This is a genomic window from Gordonia zhenghanii (assembly GCF_021738965.1).
In the GTDB taxonomy this organism is placed as follows: domain Bacteria; phylum Actinomycetota; class Actinomycetes; order Mycobacteriales; family Mycobacteriaceae; genus Gordonia; species Gordonia zhenghanii.
Window position 1 is genome coordinate 131629 of sequence record NZ_JAKKOQ010000004.1, and the last position, 18104, is coordinate 149732.

An 18104-nucleotide genomic window follows, 5' to 3' on the forward strand; every position below is an offset into this window, starting at 1 on the left:
GAGAACACCATCCATGCAGGTAGGAGTATAAAACGCTATGGCTGAGTTCATTTACACGATGAAGAAGGTGCGCAAGGCGCACGGCGACAAGGTGATCCTCGACGACGTCACCATGAGCTTCTACCCGGGCGCCAAGATCGGCGTCGTCGGCCCGAACGGCGCCGGAAAATCGTCGATCCTGAAGATCATGGCCGGCCTCGACCAGCCGTCGAACGGTGAGGCGTTCCTCGATCCCGACGCGACCGTCGGCATTCTCATGCAGGAGCCGGAACTCAACGAGGACAAGACGGTCAAGGAGAACGTCGAAGAGGGAATGGGCGAGATCGGCGTCAAGCTGGCCCGCTTCAACGAGATCGCCGAACTGATGGCGACTGACTACTCCGACGAACTCATGGACGAGATGGGCAAGCTCCAGGAAGACCTGGACAACGCGGACGCCTGGGACCTCGACAGTCAGATCGAACAGGCGATGGACGCCCTGCGTTGCCCGCCCGGCGACTCGCCCGTCACGCACCTGTCCGGTGGCGAGCGCCGCCGCGTCGCGCTGTGCAAACTGCTCCTGAGCAAGCCCGATCTGCTCCTCCTCGATGAGCCGACTAACCACCTCGACGCGGAGTCGGTGCTGTGGCTCGAGCAGTTCCTCGCCAACTACGAGGGCGCCGTCCTGGCCGTCACTCACGACCGATACTTCCTCGATCACGTCGCAGGCTGGATCTGTGAGGTCGACCGCGGCCAGTTGCACCCGTACGAGGGCAACTACTCGACGTACCTGGAGAAGAAGGCCGAGCGCCTCGAAGTCCAGGGCAAGAAGGATCAGAAGCTGCAGAAGCGCCTCAAGGAGGAGCTCGAGTGGGTCCGGTCCGGATCGAAGGCCCGACAGACCAAGAACAAGGCCCGCCTCGGCCGATACGAGGAAATGGCGGCGGAGGCCGAGAAGCACCGCAAGCTCGACTTCGAGGAGATCCAGATCCCGACGCCGCCGCGTCTGGGCAACGTCGTCGTCGACGTCAGCAACCTCGACAAGGGCTTCGACGGCCGCGTCCTCATCAAGGATCTGTCGTTCACGTTGCCGCGCAACGGCATCGTCGGCGTCATCGGCCCCAACGGTGTCGGTAAGACGACGCTGTTCAAGACGATCGTCGGACTGGAAGAGCCCGACTCGGGTGAGGTGAAGGTCGGCGAGACGGTCAAGCTCAGCTACGTCGACCAGGGCCGCGCCAACATCGACCCGAAGAAGACCGTGTGGGAAGTCGTCTCCGAGGGACTCGACTTCATCGAGGTCGGCCAGAACGAGATGCCCTCGCGGGCGTACGTCAGTGCGTTCGGGTTCAAGGGACCCGACCAGCAGAAGAGGTCCGAGGTGCTCTCCGGCGGTGAACGCAACCGGCTCAACCTTGCGCTGACCCTGAAAGAGGGCGGAAACCTGATCCTGTTGGACGAGCCGACTAACGACCTGGACGTCGAGACCCTTGGCTCGCTGGAGAACGCGCTCGAGCAGTTCCCGGGATGTGCCGTCGTGATCTCGCACGACCGGTGGTTCCTTGACCGGACCTGTACCCACATCCTCGCGTGGGAGGGCAACGTCGCCGAGGGTCAGTGGTTCTGGTTCGAGGGCAACTTCGAAGCCTATGAGGCGAACAAGCTGGAGCGTCTCGGCGCGGAAGCGGCCCGCCCGCACCGCGTGACGCACCGCAAGCTCACGCGCGACTGACGCCCAGCGCTCTAAGGGCGTCCGCGTCCTACGATTCCCCGTTCGGAGTCGGCATCCCCTTCTCAGGGGTCGCCGCCGCCGAGCGGGGAATTTCGCGTCGTAGGGGCGGGATGAATGGTCGGGGGCCGAAACCTTGCCTGAATGATACAAATAATAATAGTGTGTAACACTATGGACGGTGTTGACACTCGCATTCAGGCGGAGGGCTCGATGGCTCGCAGTGTGGTCGGCGACGACGCCACGGACGAACCGGAGAGCACGCGGCGTGGACGGCGCGGGTACGTGCCGGACTGGCGGGACACCGTGCCGACGTTGACCGTCGCCGACACTCGGATCGAGATCACGACGCCGCAGCGCAAGCCAAACGACGAATACCATCGCGCGGACCTGCAGGACGCCTTCGACTTCTGGGCGGCGGCCGGGTCGGCGGCGAACGTGGCCATGCAACTCGGCTGGCGCGAAGTGGCTTACGGCGTGATGGAGTCCAAGGTCGAGTCCGGCGCGCTCATGCACCACCCGTGGAAGCGGCTGCGGACCACCGCGACCTACTTGGCCGTCGCAGTCCTCGGTACGCAGGATGAGCGCGACGCATACCGAGACGCGATCAACACTGCGCATCGGCATGTGCGCGACGACGAGAACTCGCCGGTCAAGTACAACGCGTTCAACCGCGAGCTCCAGATGTGGGTCGCAGCCTGCCTCTACATCGGCTTCGAAGACGCGCATGAACTCCTGCACGGGAAGATGGACGACGAGCAGGCCGAACAGTTCTACGCAGGCGCCAGCAGTCTCGGAACGACGTTGCAGGTGACCGAGGAGATGTGGCCGAGCACGCGCCGAGAGTTCGACCACTACTGGAACGTCGCCTGTGAGCGCATCTCCTACGACGAGACACAGATCCAGTTCATCAACGACCTCATCGACCTCAAGATGATCACTCCGATGCTCGGACTCCCGTTGCGCGGCCTTCTGCGCTTCCTGTCGATCGGCATGATGCCGCCGCTGTTCCGGGAGAAGATCGGCCTACGGTGGCGAGCCGTCGATCAGCGACGGTTCGCAAACCTCTTCCTGTTCGTGGGCTTCGTCAACCGGTTCCTGCCGCGCCCGCTGCGCTTCGGCAGCTTCTACTTCAACATGGCAGACCTGCGCCACAAGATCGAGAAGAACAAGGATCTGATCTGACCGGGCCCAGCCTGCACGTCTGCCCACCTAGCCGCGCGCGACCGTCGAAAGGATTCCCTCCGGTGTGGAATCAGATCAGCAAGATACTCGACCACGAGATGAAGGTGTCCGAGTTCCTCGGCGCACTGATCCTCATCGGGATCCCGTACGGGATCGTCGGCGTCATCTGGACGCTCACCCACACGTCGCATCTGACCGACATCGACAATCCCGTGGATCAAGTCATCTCGTTCCTCGGCTCGATCGTGTGCTGGCCCGTCCTGACGTTCTCGAACGTCACCATGACCTAGGGGAGCCCGCAATGATGCTTCTGGTTCGACTCATCGACGTGCTCGTCGAATTCGTGAAACTACTGGTCGGCGCTCCTGGTCACCGGAACGTGCTCGGGCGCATGGCGGCCTGGCTCGTGCTGATCGCGGTGATCGGCGCGGTCGTCGCACTCATCGCGTGGGGAGTCTCGCTGATCCCCGAACTGATCGACCTGCTCAACGACACCCAGCAGTGACGACTGGCCCGTTTCGGACCTGATCGACCCGCTCGGCGATGTGGCCTGTCCACCTCGCCGATGCTCCGACGAGGCGGCGTCGCCCGCCGTAGGGTTGGGGCAGTCAATGAGAGGGTGTGGGCATCAGTGAGATCCGAACTCGCGGCACGTTACCGCGCAGGAGCGGGCGATGTACCGGCAGAGCAGATCGATCGCCGACTCGAACGGCACTTGGCGGTGGGGGACACCAGATCGCCGGGCGAGATCCTGGTCTCGGCGGCCCGTGCCGACGGCGGCGGGATCGACGTGCATGCGGTTCTCGACGATGTTCCGCTTCTCGTCGAGTCGATCCTGACCGCAGTCGGTGACGCCGGCTACGCGATCACCGCGATCGATCACCCTCAGTTGACCGTGGAGCGTGATGCGCAGGGCCGACTCGTCAGTTTCGACGAGGACGGCATCGCCGAATCGTGGATCACCGTCATCACAGCACCGGAGCCCGACGCCGATCTGGGCGCGCTCGAATCGTCGGTGGCTGCAGCGGCGTCCCTGGCGATGTCGGTCCGTGACGACACCGCGACGATGCGCGCCCGACTCACCGACGTCACCGCGGCGATCGCCGACCACGGAGCCGATCCCGAGGACGTGCGACTCCTGGAATGGTTCGCGTCGCGAGGCAACTTCGTCGGCGTCGGATACCGTGCTGCGACAGTCGATCCGGACGGCGGCGAGGTCCTCGGAGTGTGGCGGGCCCGAGCGACTCATCGTCCGACTCCGTTGACGGCCGACTCCGGCGTCGACGTCGATCGGGCGTGGTTGCCGACCGGCCTCTTGCGCGGTCAGTTCCCGACCCTCCTGCGCGTCACCGACGACGGTGTGGAGCACCAGTTCCTCGGGATCATCACCGGGGCGGGGGCGCACCAGTCGATCCACGACGTCCCCGGCGTGCGCGTCACGACTGCTCGGGTGCTCGACGGGCTCGGCTTCACCGCGGACTCGTACGGCGGTACAGCAGCCGTCGACCTGCTCCAGGCGTTCCCGCTCGTCGAACTTTTCGCCGCCGACGCCGCCGACCTCACCGCGCGCGTCGGCGAACTCCTCGACGCACAGGCTGCGCGCACCCCACGGTTCCAGGTCCGTCCAGGAGTCGACGGGCACACGGTGTCGGCCATGGTGTTCATGGCCAGAGAGGTGTATTCGACGGCCGTCCGCATCCGGCTCACGGAGATCATCAAGGCCGCTCACGGCGGCCAGGAGACCGAGTTCGCGACGCGCTTGTCGCAGTCGCCGCTCGCCCAACTGCAATTGCTCATGCACGTTCCACACCCAGTGGTCCTTGACGACGCCGAAGGCATCTCCTGTCAGCGACAGCTCGCAGACGCAGTTCGTACGTGGGACGACAAAGTACGCGATCACGCCGCTGCGGACACAGATTCGCTGCACCTGTTGCAACAGGTGTCCGAACGGTATCGGGACGGTCGTGACCCCGCCGCTGCGGCGGTCGACCTCCCGATCGCGGCGTCACTCGCGGCGGGCGACCTGCACGTGCGGGTCGACCTACCCGACGACCACGACTCGCCCGACGCCGACGGCGTATGGACGTTCACGCTGTACCTGTGCGACCGGGAAGCCGCACTCACCGATGTGCTTCCGGTGCTGCAGAGTCTGGGACTGACCGTCGTCGACGAGCATCCGTACACGATCGATCGCCCGGCCGAGCCCACCGTTCGCGTCTACGAGTTCACCGTGGCGCCCGCCCCTGGGATCGAGGCCGACCGGACGCCCGACCTGCCCGCTCGCGTCGCCGACGCGTTCGAGCAGATGTGGCTCGGTCACGCGGACGTCGACCGGCTCGGAGAACTCGTGCTCCGTACCGGCCTCACCTCGCGGTGGGTGGCGATGCTCCGCGTCTACGCGCGGTACTTGGGACAGTGCGGGTTCGGCTACAGCCTCTCGCACATCGCCGGGGTACTCGGCGATCAGCGCACCGCGACCGAGGCGCTCGTCGACCTGTTCGCGGCGTCGTTCGACCCCGACAGTCATGACGACGCACGACGCGACGAGGCGTCCGAGCGGCTCGACGCGCAGATAGCGGCGATCCTCAGCCTCGACGCCGATCGCGTCGTGTCGGCGTTCGCGGCACTCATCCGCGCGACGCTGCGCACCACGTTCTACACGGAGTCCGACGGATGGACCCGCCCGACGATCGCGGTGAAGCTGCAGACCGGCGACGTCCCGCAGGCGCCGCAACCCCGCCCGAAGTACGAGATCTTCGTGCACTCGCCGCTGGTGGAGGGCGTTCACCTGAGATTCGGCGACGTGGCACGCGGCGGCCTCCGGTGGTCCGACCGCTTGGAGGACTTCCGCACCGAAGTACTCGGCCTCGTCAAGGCACAAGCCGTCAAGAACGCCGTGATCGTTCCGGTCGGGGCGAAGGGCGGCTTCGTCGTCCGTCGCGGCCCGGCGACTCGCGACGAGGCGATCGAATGCTATCGCGCCTTCATTGCGTCCTTGCTGCAGGTGACCGACGACCTCGATACGACGACCGGGGCGGTCGTCGCCCCACCCGGAGTGGTGCGCCGCGACGGCGACGACCCGTATCTGGTGGTCGCCGCCGACAAGGGGACCGCGTCGTTCTCCGACATCGCCAACGAAGTGTCGGCGCACTACGGGTTCTGGCTGGGCGACGCGTTCGCCTCCGGCGGATCGGTCGGCTACGACCACAAGGCGATGGGCATCACCGCCCGCGGCGCGTGGGAGTCGGTGAAGCGGCACTTCCGCGAGATGGACGTCGACGTGCAGTCGCAGGACTTCACCGCGGTCGCCGTCGGGGACATGAGCGGCGACGTCTTCGGAAACGGAATGCTGGCCTCCCGCCACACCCGGCTGGTCGGCGCGTTCGACCACCGCCACGTGTTCGTCGACCCCCAACCCGACGCCGAGTCGTCGTATGGCGAACGTGACCGGTTGTTCCGGCTGCCGCGGTCGTCGTGGGCCGACTACGACACGTCGCTCATCTCGCCGGGCGGCGGTGTGTGGCCACGCGATGTGAAGTCGATACCGGTGAGCCCGCAGATGCGTGACGCTCTGGGGCTGGTCGAAGGCGTCGTCGAACTCGAACCGCCCGAACTGATCCGCGCCGTGCTTCTGGCGCCGGTGGACTTGCTGTTCAACGGCGGTATCGGCACCTACGTGAAGGCGAGCGACGAAGCCGATGCCGAGGTCGGCGACAAGGCCAACGACCCGATCCGCGTGACCGGTGCGCAGCTGCGCGTCAAAGTGGTCGGGGAGGGAGGCAACCTCGGAGTGACCGAGCATGGGCGCATCGAAGCAGACCTGTCCGGCGTGCGGATCAACAGTGACGCCATGGACAACTCGGCGGGCGTCGACTGCTCGGACCACGAGGTCAACATCAAGGTGCTGCTCGATTCGCAGATCGCCTCCGGGGCACTGGCCGCCGACGACCGTGTCGACTTCCTGGAGTCGATGACCGACGACGTCGCCGACCTCGTCTTGGCCGACAACATCGCGCAGAACGCCGAGTTGGGGTTGGCTCGGGCGACGGCCGACGACGACGTCGAACTGCACGCTCGGCTCCTCGGGGAACTCGCCGACGGCGGGGTCGACCTGGAACTCGAGGCGTTGCCGCATCCCCGGCAACTGCGTGCGCGCCGCCACGGCGAGCTCGGTCGCGGACTCACCAGCCCCGAACTCGCGACGACGATGGCGCACGTCAAACTCCAGACCAAGGGGACGCTGCTGGCGACGAGCCTCCCCGACAACGATCTGTTCACTCCGCTGGCCGCCGAGTACTTCCCGCCCGCGATCCGGGAACGGTTTCCCGACGGGATCGCCGATCACCGGTTGCGCCGCGAGATCGTCACGACCAGCTTGGTGAATCAGATCGTCGACGACGGCGGTATCGGGCACCTGTTGTCGATCCAGGAGTCGACCGGCGCGGACACCGGCGAGGGCGCCAGGGCGTTCGTCGTCGCCGACGGAGTCTTCGGTATCACCGGTCTGATCGACGCGATCCGCGAGCAGCCGGTGCCTGCGGCGGTCGGCGACGACATGACCCGTCGCGTGCGCCGTCTGTTGGCGACCTCGTCGCGCTGGCTGTTGGCGCACCGCCCTCAGCCGTTGGCGATCGCTGCCGAGATCACCCGCTACTCCGACGTCGCCGATTCGGCAGCGGACCTCGGCGGATGGCTGCGTCGGGACGGCGAGGACGTCGTCGAGCAGGCGTATCGAGACGCCGGAGCCGATCCCGCCGTGGCACGTGCCGTCGCCGAGAGCGAACATCGGGTGCATCTGCTCGACGTCCATGACATCGCCGACATCGCCGACCGGGATCGGTCCGAAGTGGGGGAGCTGCTGTTCGCGGTGCTCGACCACTTCGGAATCGACCGCCTCCTCGCCGCTGTCGACGGACTCGACCACGGCGACCGGTGGCATCTGCTCGCGCGGGTCGCGCTTCACGACGATCTGCTGACTGTGGTTCGCGGACTGACCGATTCGATTCTGTCGATGAGTGAGACCGACGAATCGCCGAGCGAGAAGATCGCGGAGTGGTCGGCAGGCCGGACGGCGCTGCTGGCTCGCGCAGGCGCGACTCTCGACGATCTGACCGCGGCAGCGCGCTGGGACATCGCCACCCTGTCAGTGGCGGTGCGCGCGTTGCGTAGTGTGATCGGGTGAGTCGACGAGGGGAGTCTGAGGAAGTGGAGCAGCGGGGCGCACAGCCTGACCGGCGATTGTTCGACGACGACGGGCATCGCACCGACGACGGATACGTCGTCACGGTGCCGGTCCGCTGGTCGGACATGGACGTGTTCGCGCACGTGAATCACGCACGGATGGTGACGCTTCTGGAAGAGGCGCGGATCCCGTGGCTGTTCTACGACGACAAGCCGACGGCACTGATGCGTCGCGGCTGCCTCGTCGCCGACCTGCACGTGAAGTATCAGGGGCAGATCCGCCACGACGAGTCGCCGATCTCGGTGACGATGTACGTGCAGCGGTTGCGGGCAGTCGACTTCACCGTCGGCTACGAGGTCCGCCCTTACGGTGCGGCACCCGACTCCAAGCCCGCCGTCGTCGCGAGCACACAACTGGTCTCCTTCGACATCGACACCCAACGACCTCGCCGGATGACCCCGGAAGAGAAGGCGTACCTGACCGAGTTCGTGCGTCCGTGACCGCGCCAGGCCGCGGAATCTCGCCGTATCGTGCATCGGACCGTTCGGACATCTCGGCTTTCGTCGCACGCGCGCGCCGGGCCGACGAAGGCGGCGTGCTGCGTGTCCATGAACGCGACGACGCCCGTGTCGGCCTGTGGGTTCGGACCGGATTCGACGTCCTCGCAACGCGATCGGTGTTCGGTTCGGTGACGCCGAACGACGTCGTCGCCGACGCTGCGTCGATCGCGGCGTCGTTGGCCGCAGGCGACGAAGTCCTCGACGTCGGGACCATGCCGACGATCGCTTGGCAGGGGGCACTGCCCGGAGTCTCCGGCTTCGTGCACGTGGACGACGTGCCCGCCCGTGAGGTGATCGACCTCGCTCGACGCGGAGCCGAGGTCGCCCGCGACGAGTCGGGTGCGCTCGGGATGGCGTCATCGCTCCTCGACCAGAACGTGTTGTCGGCGACGGGCGGCGACGTGACGGTCGACGTGAGCATGCGCGCGGTGTTCGCTCTGACCTCGATGGGCTTCGTCCGCGACGCGGCCGGGCACGAGATCACCGGCGACTCACCGATCGACGCGATCGCATCCGACGAGCCCGTCCGGGTTCGCGCCTCGTCTGCCTGGCTGCGTCTCGACGCCCGCTTCGGCTCCGTCTACCGTCGCCGAAATGTCTTGAGCCTCAACGTCAGCTGAGCCTGCTGCCGCCGGTCGAGCCCCAACACGCCGGTCGAGCGGAGTCGACACGCTGGTCGAGCGGAGTCGAGACCCTGCCACCACGCTGGTCGAGCCACCACGCTGGTCGAGCGGAGTCGAGACCGAAACTTTCGGTCTCGACTTCGCTCGACCAGCTGAGGGGGAGAACCTCAGATGAGCCAGGCTGCAGTGTTCGGCGGGAGCAGACCGTTGTCGAGGGGAGTGCTGACCAACAGGACCTGGCCCGGGGGCAGCGGTATCGGCTCGGTCGATGCGTTCATCGCGCAGATCAGGCCGCCGGGACGGCGGAACGCGATGCAGCCGTCCGGCGCGCCGTACCACTCGACGGTGTCGCCGGAGAATTCCGGACGTGCGTACCGCAACTCCAACGCCTGCCGGTATAGCGACAGGGTGGAGAAGATGTCCTCCAACTGCGCTTCGACGGTCAGCCCGGCCCAGTCGGCGGGAACCGGGAGCCAGGTGTCAGGCGTCGAACTGAAGCCGAACGGCGGCTCTGCACCCTCCCACGGCATCGGGACTCGGCATTCGTCGCGGCCACGGTCCGTGTGACCGGAGTTCTCCCACACCGGATCGACGAGGGCGTCGTCGGGCAGGTCGGCGTTCGGGAGCCCGAGCTCGGCTCCGTTGTAGATGAAGACGGTGCCGGGGAGCGCCAACTCGACCAGGGCCATCGCGCGGGCACGCAGTGCTCCGATCGCGAGTGCCTGGCCACCGTTGAGGCCCGACTCGGCAGGGTCGGGCGCGTACCGAGTCACTTCGCGCGGCACGTCGTGGTTCGAGAGCGTCCACGTCGGGACTGCGCCGACCGAGGAGGTCGCGGTGAGCGACTCGGTGATCGCTTCCCGGACTTGGTCTGCGTCGTAGTCGACGGTGGCCAGCCGGAAGTTGAATCCCAGGTGCAGTTCGTCGCGGCGCACGTACTCGGCGAACGCGTCGTTGGACGACACCCACACTTCGCCGACGTTCGCGGTGCCCGGGTACTCGTCCATCACGGCGCGGATCTCGCGATGGATCGCGTGGACGCCCGGATCGTTGAACCGCGGATCGTCGTCGGTGTGTCGGAGGATCTCCACTGCGTCGGTCATGTCCGGGAGATCGGCCGGCTTGGCCATCCCGTGTGAGACGTCGATCCGGAAGCCGTCGACGTCGCGATCGAGCCAGAACCGCATCGTGGCGCGAAGGTCGTCGAGGACATCCGGGTTCTCGAAGTTCAGGTCGGGCTGCTGCGGTGCGAACAAGTGCAGATACCACTGCCCGAGCTCGCCGTCCTCGTCGGTGACGCGACTCCACGCGGGGCCGCCGAACACACTGGTCCAATTATTCGGCGGCTGCGAGCCATCGTCGCCGAGTCCGTCGCGGAAGAAGTATCGGTCACGTTCGGGGCTGCCGGGCTCCGCGGCCAGCGCCTGAGCGAACCACTCGTGCTGGTCGCTCGTGTGGTTGGGCACCAGATCCATCGTGACTCTGATGTCGCGGTCGTGAGCCTCCGCGACGAGCTTGTCGAAAGTGGCGAGGTCGCCGAACAGCGGGTCGATGTCCCGCGGGTCCGCGACGTCGTATCCGTGGTCGACCATCGGCGACCGCATGATCGGCGACAGCCAGATCGCGTCGACGCCGAGCAACTCCAGGTAGCCGAGCTTGTCGATGACGCCTGCGAGGTCGCCGACCCCGTCACCGTTCAAGTCCGAGAACGATCGCGGATACACCTGATAGACGACGGCGTTGCGCCACCAGTCGTCTGTGGGCCCGTAATTGGTCACGTACTGTTCGCTCACCGTCGCGATTCTTCCATATTCGTCAGAGTGGACTGTTGATCAACGAGTTCGCAGCCATCTCCATGTAGCCGATCAGCTGCGCGCGGTGATCCTCGTCGAGGACCTCGGGCTCGATGGAACCGATCGCGATCGTCATGCAGCGCAGCCACGCATCGCGTTCGATCGGACCGACGTGGTACGGCACGTGCCGCATCCGGAGTCGCGGATGTCCTCGCTCGTCGGAGTAGGTGTGCGGTCCGCCCCAATACTGCTCGAGGAACATGCGGAGCCGCCGCTCGGCCGGACCGAGATCGGCTTCGGGGTACATCGGGCGCAGGATCTCGTCGTCGGCCACCTCTTCGTAGAACCGCGCGGTGATCCGCGCGAACGTGTCGTGGCCGCCGACCTCGTCGTAAAAGGTGCTCACGAGCCCCATTGTCCATGATCGCCGCGACTGGGTGCTGACGGACCGCAAACGTCTACGACGCTCTGTAGGCCCTATGGGGACAACGGCGGGGCGGTGCGATAAATTGGTCACCAGTGATCTGCACACGGCAGGTCGTATGCGCTTCTCAATTCAGGCGCGAGTCGAAAGGGTGGGGTGTGGACCAGCTTCTTGTCCCCGTCGGGATGACGGTCGTCGTGCTGTGCGTGATCTCAGTGCTGCTCTGCGTTGTGTCGATGTTGTTCTCGTGGAGCGTCAAGCGCCCACAGCCAAAGGAATACACGCTCGATCAGCGGTGGGATCGCGCTCCCGAGTTGCTTTCCGCGACCGAGATCGATCCGATGACTCTCGCACGGCACACCTCGCCGGGCGACACCGAGGGAGGATCTGCAAGTGGCAAGTGGTGACATCGCACAGGTCGACGCCGGATCGCTGCCGGTCGGTACCGTCGTCACGTCGAGTGGGCGCGTCTCCGCGGCTCTGTGGCCGCGCGACGGCTTCGGCACCCCGCCGTTCTCTCGTGACGACCTGATCCTTCTCGACGACACGCTCAAGGAGACCAGCGAAGTCGCCCTCGTGCGCTTCTCGGTCTTCATCGGCGACCTCGGCACCGACGTCATCGGCGGTGCGCGTGCAGCCCTCGCCGAGGCTCCCGAGCCGTACAACGGTGCGCTCATCGCCGTCTCGCCCAACACGCGCGACGTCGCAGTCGTGTCCGGTTCGGACGTCGCAGGTCGTGTCAACGACCGTGTCGCCGAACTCGGCGTGCAGGCTGCGCTCTCGGGGTTCAAGCAAGGGGACCTGATCGACGGTCTCGTCTCGGCGCTGCGCGTCATGGCGACCGCGGTCGCGCGCCCGTAATACGTGCGTCCCTAAGACATCTCAACGGCTGCGGCCCCCGACCTATTCAAGGTCGGGGGCCGCAGCCGTTGCTCCGCAGTCGTCAGTCCGGCTAGGCCTGCGATGCGTCGAAGGCCCGGGCACGCATGGCGCGCTGTGCCGAGTCGCGGCCCTCGACGATGAGCCTGCGCAGCGCCGCCGGGAGGTCGGTGGCGAGGAGGGCGTCGGCCGCGGCGATCGCGTCGTCGCTGAGGTCCCAACTTGGGTAGAGGCCGATGACGACGGTCTGCGCGACCTCACTTGTGCGGCGGGCCCACACGTCGACGATCGAGTCGAAGTAGTGGTGCGTGAACGGAGTGAGGAGAGCGGACTGTCCGGGGCGAGTGAGGCCCTCGACGATGGAACGGACCGTCACGTTGGGGACGTCGTCGTCGGTGAACGCCGTGGTCCAGGCCGTCTGCTTGGCCTCGGCGGTCGGGAACGCGGCGCGTGCCGCGGCCGCATGCCGGGCGCCTGCCGCAGTGTTGTCCCGTTCGGCCTCAACGGCGATCACCGCGTCGTCGATGCTGCCGTGCGTCGCGAGCGCCTTGACCAGGCGCCACCGCAGTTCGTCGTCGACGACGAGGCCGTCGAGTCCGACTGACGACGGTTCGGCGCCATCCAAGAGCGAACGCAGTGCCGTCTGCTGGTCGTCGGTCGTGACCCCGGCGAGGAGCGTGTTGACGAACGCCAACTGGTGATCGGATCCGGCCTCTGCGCCGCGAGCCAACTCCAGGAGACGTTCGGCGAACCGTGGCCATCCCGTCGACGCCGCCCACTCGGGCGACGCATACGCCTCGAGAGCGGTCGTCGCCTGCATGAGCACGCGCTGCACGACGCCGACCTCGGTCTCGGTCTCGATACCGCGACTGACGAGTTCGACGAAGTCGCGGGCGCTCATCTCGGCCTGACGGGTCATCTCCCAGACCGCCGACCACACGAGCGTGCGCGGCATCGAGTCGTCGATGTCGCCGATCCGAGCGGTGGCCGTCGCCAGCGACTCCGAGTCCAGCCGGACCGAGGCGTACGTCAGGTCGTCGTCGTTGAGCAGGATCAGTGCGCCGCGGTGCTTGCCGACGAGCGCAGGCACCTCGGTGCGCGATCCCTCGACGTCGAGCTCCACCGACTCGGTGCGGACGAGCCGTCCGGCGTCGTTCGCGGCGTACACGCCGACGCGCATCCGGTGCACCCGCGTCTCGCCTGCACCCGGGGCGGCCCCGTCCTGCAGGACGGCGAACGACGTGATGAGGCCGTCTGCGTCGGTCTCGAACTCGGGACGCATCACGTTGATTCCGGTGGTCTTGAGCCACTGGCCGCCCCAGCCCGACAGGTCGCGACCGGACGCCTTCTCCAGCGCGCCCAACAGATCCGCGAACGTCGCGTTACCGAATCGGTGGGCCGCGAAGTAGTCCCGCAGCCCGGCGAGGAACGGATCGAGCCCGACGTACGCGACGAGCTGTTTGAGGACCGACGCGCCCTTCGCGTACGTGATGCCGTCGAAGTTGACCTCGACTGCTGCGATATCGGGGATGTCTGCTGCGATCGGGTGCGTCGACGGCAGCTGGTCTTGGCGGTACGCCCACGACTTCTCGACGTTCGCGAACGTGGTCCACGCGTTGGTGTACTCGGTGGCCTCCACTTGAGAGAGAACCGAGGCGAACGTCGCGAACGACTCGTTGAGCCACAGATCGTCCCACCACGTCATCGTGACGAGGTCGCCGAACCACATGTGAGCCATCTCGTGCAGGATCGTCTCGGCGCGCCGCTCGTACAGGTAACGAGTCACACGGGACCGGAAGACGTAGTCCTCGAGGAACGTGACGGCTCCCGCGTTCTCCATGGCTCCCGCGTTGAACTCGGGGACGAACAACTGGTCGTACTTACCGAACGCGTACGGCACCCCGAAGATCCGGTGGTAGAAGCCGAAGCCCTGTTTGGTCTCGGTGAACAGCCGCTCGGAGTCCATGAACTCGGCGAGCGAGGCACGGCAGTACAGCCCGAGCGGGATGGTGCCGTGCTCGTCGGTGTACTCGTCGGTCCACTTCGCGTACGGGCCTGCGATCAGCGCGACGAGATACGTGCTGATCAGCTCGGTGGTTGCATACCGGTGGACGACCGAGCCCGACGACGTCGCCTCGGGTTCGCCGACGGGCTCGCCGTTGGTGATGACCTGCCAGTCGGACGGTGCGGTCACCGTGGTGGTGAAGCGGGCCTTCAGATCGGGCTGATCGAAGCAGGCGAACATCCGCTTCGCGTCTGCCGTCTCGAACTGCGAGTACAGGTAGACGGCGCCGTCCGCGGGGTCGACGAATCGGTGCAGACCCTCGCCGGTGTTCGAGTACTCGCACTCGGCGACCACTCGCAGCGTGTTCGCGGCGGCCAGGTCGGGGAGTGTCAGACCGGCGGACTCGTCGTACCCGGCCACGTCGAGCTCGACGCCGTTGAGCGTCGCCGACAGGATGCGGGGAGCGATCAAGTCGATGAACGTCGACGACCCTGCCGTCGCGCGGAAGGTGACGGTGGTCGACGACGAGAACGTCGCCTCGCCCGGGCCGCCGGACCCGTCGGTCAAGTCGAGGTCGACGACGTACGCGTCGACGTCGAGGAGTGCTGCGCGCTGCTGCGCCTGGTCACGTGTCAGATTCGGTGCGCTCACTCGGCCCACTCTAGTGATCGGCGGCGCACCGCGCGGGGCGGGGCGACGACGTTCGTGGCCGGACGTGGCTCACGGTGGTTGAATCGGAGGCATGGCTGAAAACGATCGCGTTGACTTCTGGTTCGACCCCTTCTGCCCGTGGTGCTGGATCACTTCGCGCTGGATCCTCGAGGCGGCACAGGTGCGCACCCTCGACGTCCGCTTCCACATCATGAGCCTGGCGGTCCTCAACGAAGGCAAGGACATCCCGGACTCGTACCGCGAGATGTTGAAGGACGCGTGGGGTCCCGTCCGGGTGCTCGCCGCCGCGCAGGCGCGTCACGGAGACGAGGTGCTCGCCCCGCTGTACGCCGCGATGGGGACCGAACTGCATAACAACGGCAACCGGGATGTGCCGTCCCTCGTCGCCACCGCGTTGGCGGCCGCCGACCTGGAGGCCGATCTCGCCGACGCGGTCGACGCGACCGAGTTCGACGAGACCATCCGCGCCAGCCACCATGAGGGCATGGACAAGGTCGGCGACGATGTGGGCACTCCGACCATCCACGTCAACGGCGTCGCGTTCTTCGGCCCGGTCCTCTCGCGCATCCCGCGCGGCGAAGATGCGGGCAAGGTGTGGGACGGCGTGGTCGCTCTCGCGTCGTACCCGCACTTCTTCGAACTCAAGCGCAGCCGCACCGAAGACCCGGTCTTCGACTGAGCCCGACAGGTCAGTACGTACCCGTCTCCGACAGTCCGTTCGGCAGCGAGCCTGCGGCTACCTGAGCGGGGGCGTGCGGGGCGGGCACGGCGGTGACGTGCCCGCTGCCCGTGCCGCGGACGAATGCCCGCGGCCGGAAGAGGATCGCACCGCTGCGGGTGCGGTCGCGCAACGCCGCTGCCCGCCACGTCAAGACCGGATGCGCCGACAGTGCGTTGACGAGGGTGATGAAGAAGCCGCGTTCGTGGACGGCGCGGTCGGCGAACTGGTCGAAGTCGATAGCGCTGAGCAGATACTTGCCCGACGACAGCAGTCCGATCATCGGGGCCGCTCCGTCCGGCCGCGAATAGTAGCCGTAATTGTCGGCCGTGTACTCCTGCGCTCGCGACAGCAGCGAGCCGAGGATCGGGACGCTCATGATCAGGCTGCTGAACAACTGACGCCAGTACGACGTGTGCCCGGCGGCGATGTGGCCGACTTCGTGACCGATCACGAACTTCAGAGCCTCGGGGCTGCGGGCGCGTCCGCCGACCTCGAACAGGTCGGAGTAGACGACGATGTACCGGCGGAACCCGTGCCCGGACGCGAATGCGTTGACCTGGCCGTTGCCGTTCATCACGTAAGCGTCTGGGACGTACTCCATCCCGTACCGCGCCGCGGCCTCGACGACGATCGCGAACGCGTCGGGGAACTGCGTCGGCGTCACCTGGACGGCGTTGGCTCGCATGCTCGCGTAGCCCAGTCCGCGGCCGAGGAAGACAAGGAGCGGCAGCACCAGTGGGATGAGCAGGAACTGGCTGATCATTCCGAGCGCCACGAGCGTGATGACCAGGCCGTACGCGGCGACTGACGCCAGGACCGCGATCACCAGGACAGGTATCTCCCACGGGTGACGACGCGGTTCGCGGGCATACAGGGCAGGCGGCTGCCACACCGTGTCCGGCCCGATGGGCGCAGGCTCGAGTGGGACGACGGAGTCGTCCACGTCGGGCACCGACGGGATCGGTGCGCCAGGGAGGCGAGTGCGGGGGATCGGTTCAGCGTTCTCCACCCCTCCAAACTATAGTGACGCCATGCGTATCTACCTCGGGGCCGACCATGCTGGATTCGAACTGAAGAACCAGATCGCCGAACATCTCACGTCCGCAGGGCACGCCGTCGTCGACTGCGGCGCTCACGAATACGACGCGGTGGACGATTACCCGGCGTTCTGCGTCGCCGCCGCCGAGCGTGTCGTCGCCGACCCCGGCAGCCTCGGTTTCGTGCTGGGCGGAAGCGGAAACGGCGAGCAGATCGCGGCCAACAAGGTGAAGGGCGCCCGGTGCGCTCTCGCGTGGAGCGTCGAGACCGCTCAACTCGCCCGCCAGCACAACAATGCGCAGCTAATCGGCATCGGTGGACGTATGCACACCACCGAGGAAGCCCTCGCGATCGTCGACGCCTTCATCAGCACCGAGTGGTCCGACGAGGCGCGGCACCAGCGCCGCATCGACATCCTCGCCGAGTACGAGACCACCGGCGTCGCACCGGAACTCCCCGCGCCGCCGCGCTGACCAGGTAGGGCAGTCGTGCCCGAAGGCCACACACTCCACCGCCTCGCGCGGCGCCAGCAGCGATTCTTCGGCGGGCAGCGGGTTCGCGTGACGAGTCCGCAGGGGCGGTTCTCCCCGGAGGCGGGCCGCCTCGACGGGCTGGTGTTCCGGCGCGCCGAAGCATGGGGCAAACACCTGATCCACCGATACACGTCGGACCGGCTCGGCCCGATCGACGGCGGCCTCATGGTGCACGTCCATCTCGGCATCTACGGGGCGTTCAGCGAAGAGCCGACGCCGATGGCGCCGCCCGTCGGACAGGTCAGGATGCGGATCGAAGGGTCCGAGGTCGGAACCGATCTGCGCGGACCGGCCGCGTGCGAGCTGTACACGCCGGCCGACCTCGACGCCCTCGTGGCCAGACTCGGCCCCGACCCGCTGCGCAGCGACGCCGACCCGGAACGGGCGTGGCGAACGATCTCGACGTCGCGTCGCGCGATCGGTGCGCTCCTGATGGACCAGAAGGTGCTGGCCGGAGTCGGCAACGTCTACCGTGCCGAGGTGCTCTTCCGGGCGGGCATCGACCCGCACCGGCCGGGGACGACGATCTCCCGCGCCGAGTTCGACGACCTGTGGGCAGACCTGTTGTTCCTCATGCCGATCGGGGTGCGTCGCGGCAAGATGCACGTCATCCGTCCCGACGACGATCACGGTGCGCCGTCGTACGCCGCAGATCGACCGCGGACCTACGTCTACCGCCGGGCGGGGGAGGCGTGTCGTGTCTGCGGGAACCCGATCGCCGCGCAGGAGATGGAGTCCCGAAATCTGTTCTGGTGCCCGACCTGCCAGGCCTGACATCCTG

16 protein-coding genes are annotated in these 18104 nt (G+C 66.9%); 12 read left to right on the forward strand and 4 right to left on the reverse strand.

Going from position 1 to position 18104, the window contains the following annotated elements; all coding sequences use genetic code 11:
• Positions 1–37: 37 nt before the first annotated feature.
• The 7 genes from ettA to L5G32_RS04250 all read left to right on the forward strand — a co-directional run bounded on the left by ettA (position 38) and on the right by L5G32_RS04250 (position 9255).
• Complete coding sequence (ettA, locus tag L5G32_RS04220; protein ID WP_237009774.1) at positions 38–1711, forward strand: energy-dependent translational throttle protein EttA; 1674 nt, start codon at positions 38–40, stop codon at positions 1709–1711.
• 171 nt (positions 1712–1882) lie between these two features.
• Positions 1883–2893: an oxygenase MpaB family protein gene (locus tag L5G32_RS04225; RefSeq protein ID WP_237009775.1), complete on the forward strand. Its 1011-nt coding sequence runs from the start codon at positions 1883–1885 to the stop codon at positions 2891–2893.
• Positions 2894–2991: 98 nt separating this feature from the next.
• Entirely contained in the window at positions 2992–3183 is a 192-nt protein-coding gene (locus L5G32_RS04230) for a hypothetical protein (RefSeq protein WP_265738685.1), read from the forward strand.
• An 11-nt stretch (positions 3184–3194) separates the two neighbouring features.
• A complete protein-coding gene (locus tag L5G32_RS04235) occupies positions 3195–3398 on the forward strand; it encodes a hypothetical protein (protein ID WP_237009777.1) in 204 nt (67 codons plus the stop codon).
• A gap of 126 nt (positions 3399–3524) precedes the next feature.
• Complete coding sequence (locus tag L5G32_RS04240; protein WP_237009778.1) at positions 3525–8075, forward strand: NAD-glutamate dehydrogenase domain-containing protein; 4551 nt, start codon at positions 3525–3527, stop codon at positions 8073–8075.
• 23 nt (positions 8076–8098) lie between these two features.
• Positions 8099–8575, forward strand: coding sequence for an acyl-CoA thioesterase (locus tag L5G32_RS04245; RefSeq protein WP_237009870.1), 477 nt, complete (start codon positions 8099–8101; stop codon positions 8573–8575).
• Positions 8572–9255 carry a DUF8185 domain-containing protein gene (locus L5G32_RS04250; RefSeq protein ID WP_237009779.1) on the forward strand — a complete coding sequence of 228 codons (684 nt, stop codon included), beginning with the start codon at positions 8572–8574 and terminating at the stop codon, positions 9253–9255. The genes L5G32_RS04245 and L5G32_RS04250 overlap by 4 nt, the downstream gene beginning before the upstream one ends.
• A 170-nt stretch (positions 9256–9425) precedes the next feature.
• Here the strand turns inward: L5G32_RS04250 and L5G32_RS04255 are convergent, their stop codons facing one another.
• Positions 9426–11051 carry a glycoside hydrolase family 13 protein gene (locus tag L5G32_RS04255; RefSeq protein ID WP_237009780.1) on the reverse strand — a complete coding sequence of 542 codons (1626 nt, stop codon included), beginning with the start codon at positions 11049–11051 and terminating at the stop codon, positions 9426–9428.
• Between the two features lie 22 nt (positions 11052–11073).
• Positions 11074–11466, reverse strand: a complete 393-nt coding sequence (locus L5G32_RS04260) for a globin (RefSeq protein WP_237009781.1) — start codon at positions 11464–11466, stop codon at positions 11074–11076.
• A gap of 167 nt (positions 11467–11633) precedes the next feature.
• Here L5G32_RS04260 and ctaJ point away from each other — a divergent pair, with 167 nt between their 5' ends.
• Together ctaJ and L5G32_RS04270 are read left to right on the forward strand one after the other, a co-directional pair.
• Positions 11634–11882, forward strand: coding sequence for an aa3-type cytochrome oxidase subunit CtaJ (ctaJ, locus tag L5G32_RS04265; protein WP_237009782.1), 249 nt, complete (start codon positions 11634–11636; stop codon positions 11880–11882).
• Positions 11869–12336, forward strand: coding sequence for a DUF5130 family protein (locus L5G32_RS04270; RefSeq protein WP_237009783.1), 468 nt, complete (start codon positions 11869–11871; stop codon positions 12334–12336). Before ctaJ ends, L5G32_RS04270 begins: the two co-directional genes overlap by 14 nt.
• A gap of 91 nt (positions 12337–12427) precedes the next feature.
• Here L5G32_RS04270 and pepN read toward each other — a convergent pair whose 3' ends face one another.
• The gene (gene pepN / locus L5G32_RS04275) at positions 12428–15010 is read right to left on the reverse strand and encodes an aminopeptidase N (RefSeq protein WP_237009784.1); all 2583 of its coding nucleotides are present in this window, start codon (positions 15008–15010) and stop codon (positions 12428–12430) included.
• A gap of 91 nt (positions 15011–15101) precedes the next feature.
• Here pepN and L5G32_RS04280 point away from each other — a divergent pair, with 91 nt between their 5' ends.
• Positions 15102–15710 carry a DsbA family protein gene (locus L5G32_RS04280; protein ID WP_237009785.1) on the forward strand — a complete coding sequence of 203 codons (609 nt, stop codon included), beginning with the start codon at positions 15102–15104 and terminating at the stop codon, positions 15708–15710.
• A gap of 10 nt (positions 15711–15720) precedes the next feature.
• Here L5G32_RS04280 and L5G32_RS04285 read toward each other — a convergent pair whose 3' ends face one another.
• Positions 15721–16761 (reverse strand): M48 family metallopeptidase, encoded by a 1041-nt coding sequence (locus L5G32_RS04285; RefSeq protein WP_237009786.1) that lies wholly within the window; start codon positions 16759–16761, stop codon positions 15721–15723.
• Positions 16762–16783: 22 nt separating this feature from the next.
• On the opposite strand from L5G32_RS04285, the gene L5G32_RS04290 reads away from it, so the two are divergent.
• Together L5G32_RS04290 and L5G32_RS04295 are read left to right on the forward strand one after the other, a co-directional pair.
• Complete coding sequence (locus L5G32_RS04290) at positions 16784–17263, forward strand: ribose-5-phosphate isomerase (RefSeq protein WP_237009787.1); 480 nt, start codon at positions 16784–16786, stop codon at positions 17261–17263.
• Positions 17264–17278: 15 nt separating this feature from the next.
• The gene (locus tag L5G32_RS04295; protein WP_237009788.1) at positions 17279–18097 is read left to right on the forward strand and encodes an Fpg/Nei family DNA glycosylase; all 819 of its coding nucleotides are present in this window, start codon (positions 17279–17281) and stop codon (positions 18095–18097) included.
• The last annotated feature ends 7 nt before the right edge of the window (positions 18098–18104 follow it).

Bases quoted from the DNA above. Each gene is read 5' to 3' on its own strand.
- ettA (WP_237009774.1), top strand. From the start codon at position 38: ATGGCTGAGTTCATTTACACGATGAAGAAGGTGCGCAAGGCGCACGGC.
- L5G32_RS04225 (WP_237009775.1), top strand. From the start codon at position 1,883: ATGGACGGTGTTGACACTCGCATTCAGGCGGAGGGCTCGATGGCTCGC.
- L5G32_RS04230 (WP_265738685.1), top strand. From the start codon at position 2,992: ATGAAGGTGTCCGAGTTCCTCGGCGCACTGATCCTCATCGGGATCCCG.
- L5G32_RS04235 (WP_237009777.1), top strand. From the start codon at position 3,195: ATGATGCTTCTGGTTCGACTCATCGACGTGCTCGTCGAATTCGTGAAA.
- L5G32_RS04260 (WP_237009781.1), bottom strand. From the start codon at position 11,466: ATGGGGCTCGTGAGCACCTTTTACGACGAGGTCGGCGGCCACGACACG.
- L5G32_RS04280 (WP_237009785.1), top strand. From the start codon at position 15,102: ATGGCTGAAAACGATCGCGTTGACTTCTGGTTCGACCCCTTCTGCCCG.
- L5G32_RS04290 (WP_237009787.1), top strand. From the start codon at position 16,784: ATGCGTATCTACCTCGGGGCCGACCATGCTGGATTCGAACTGAAGAAC.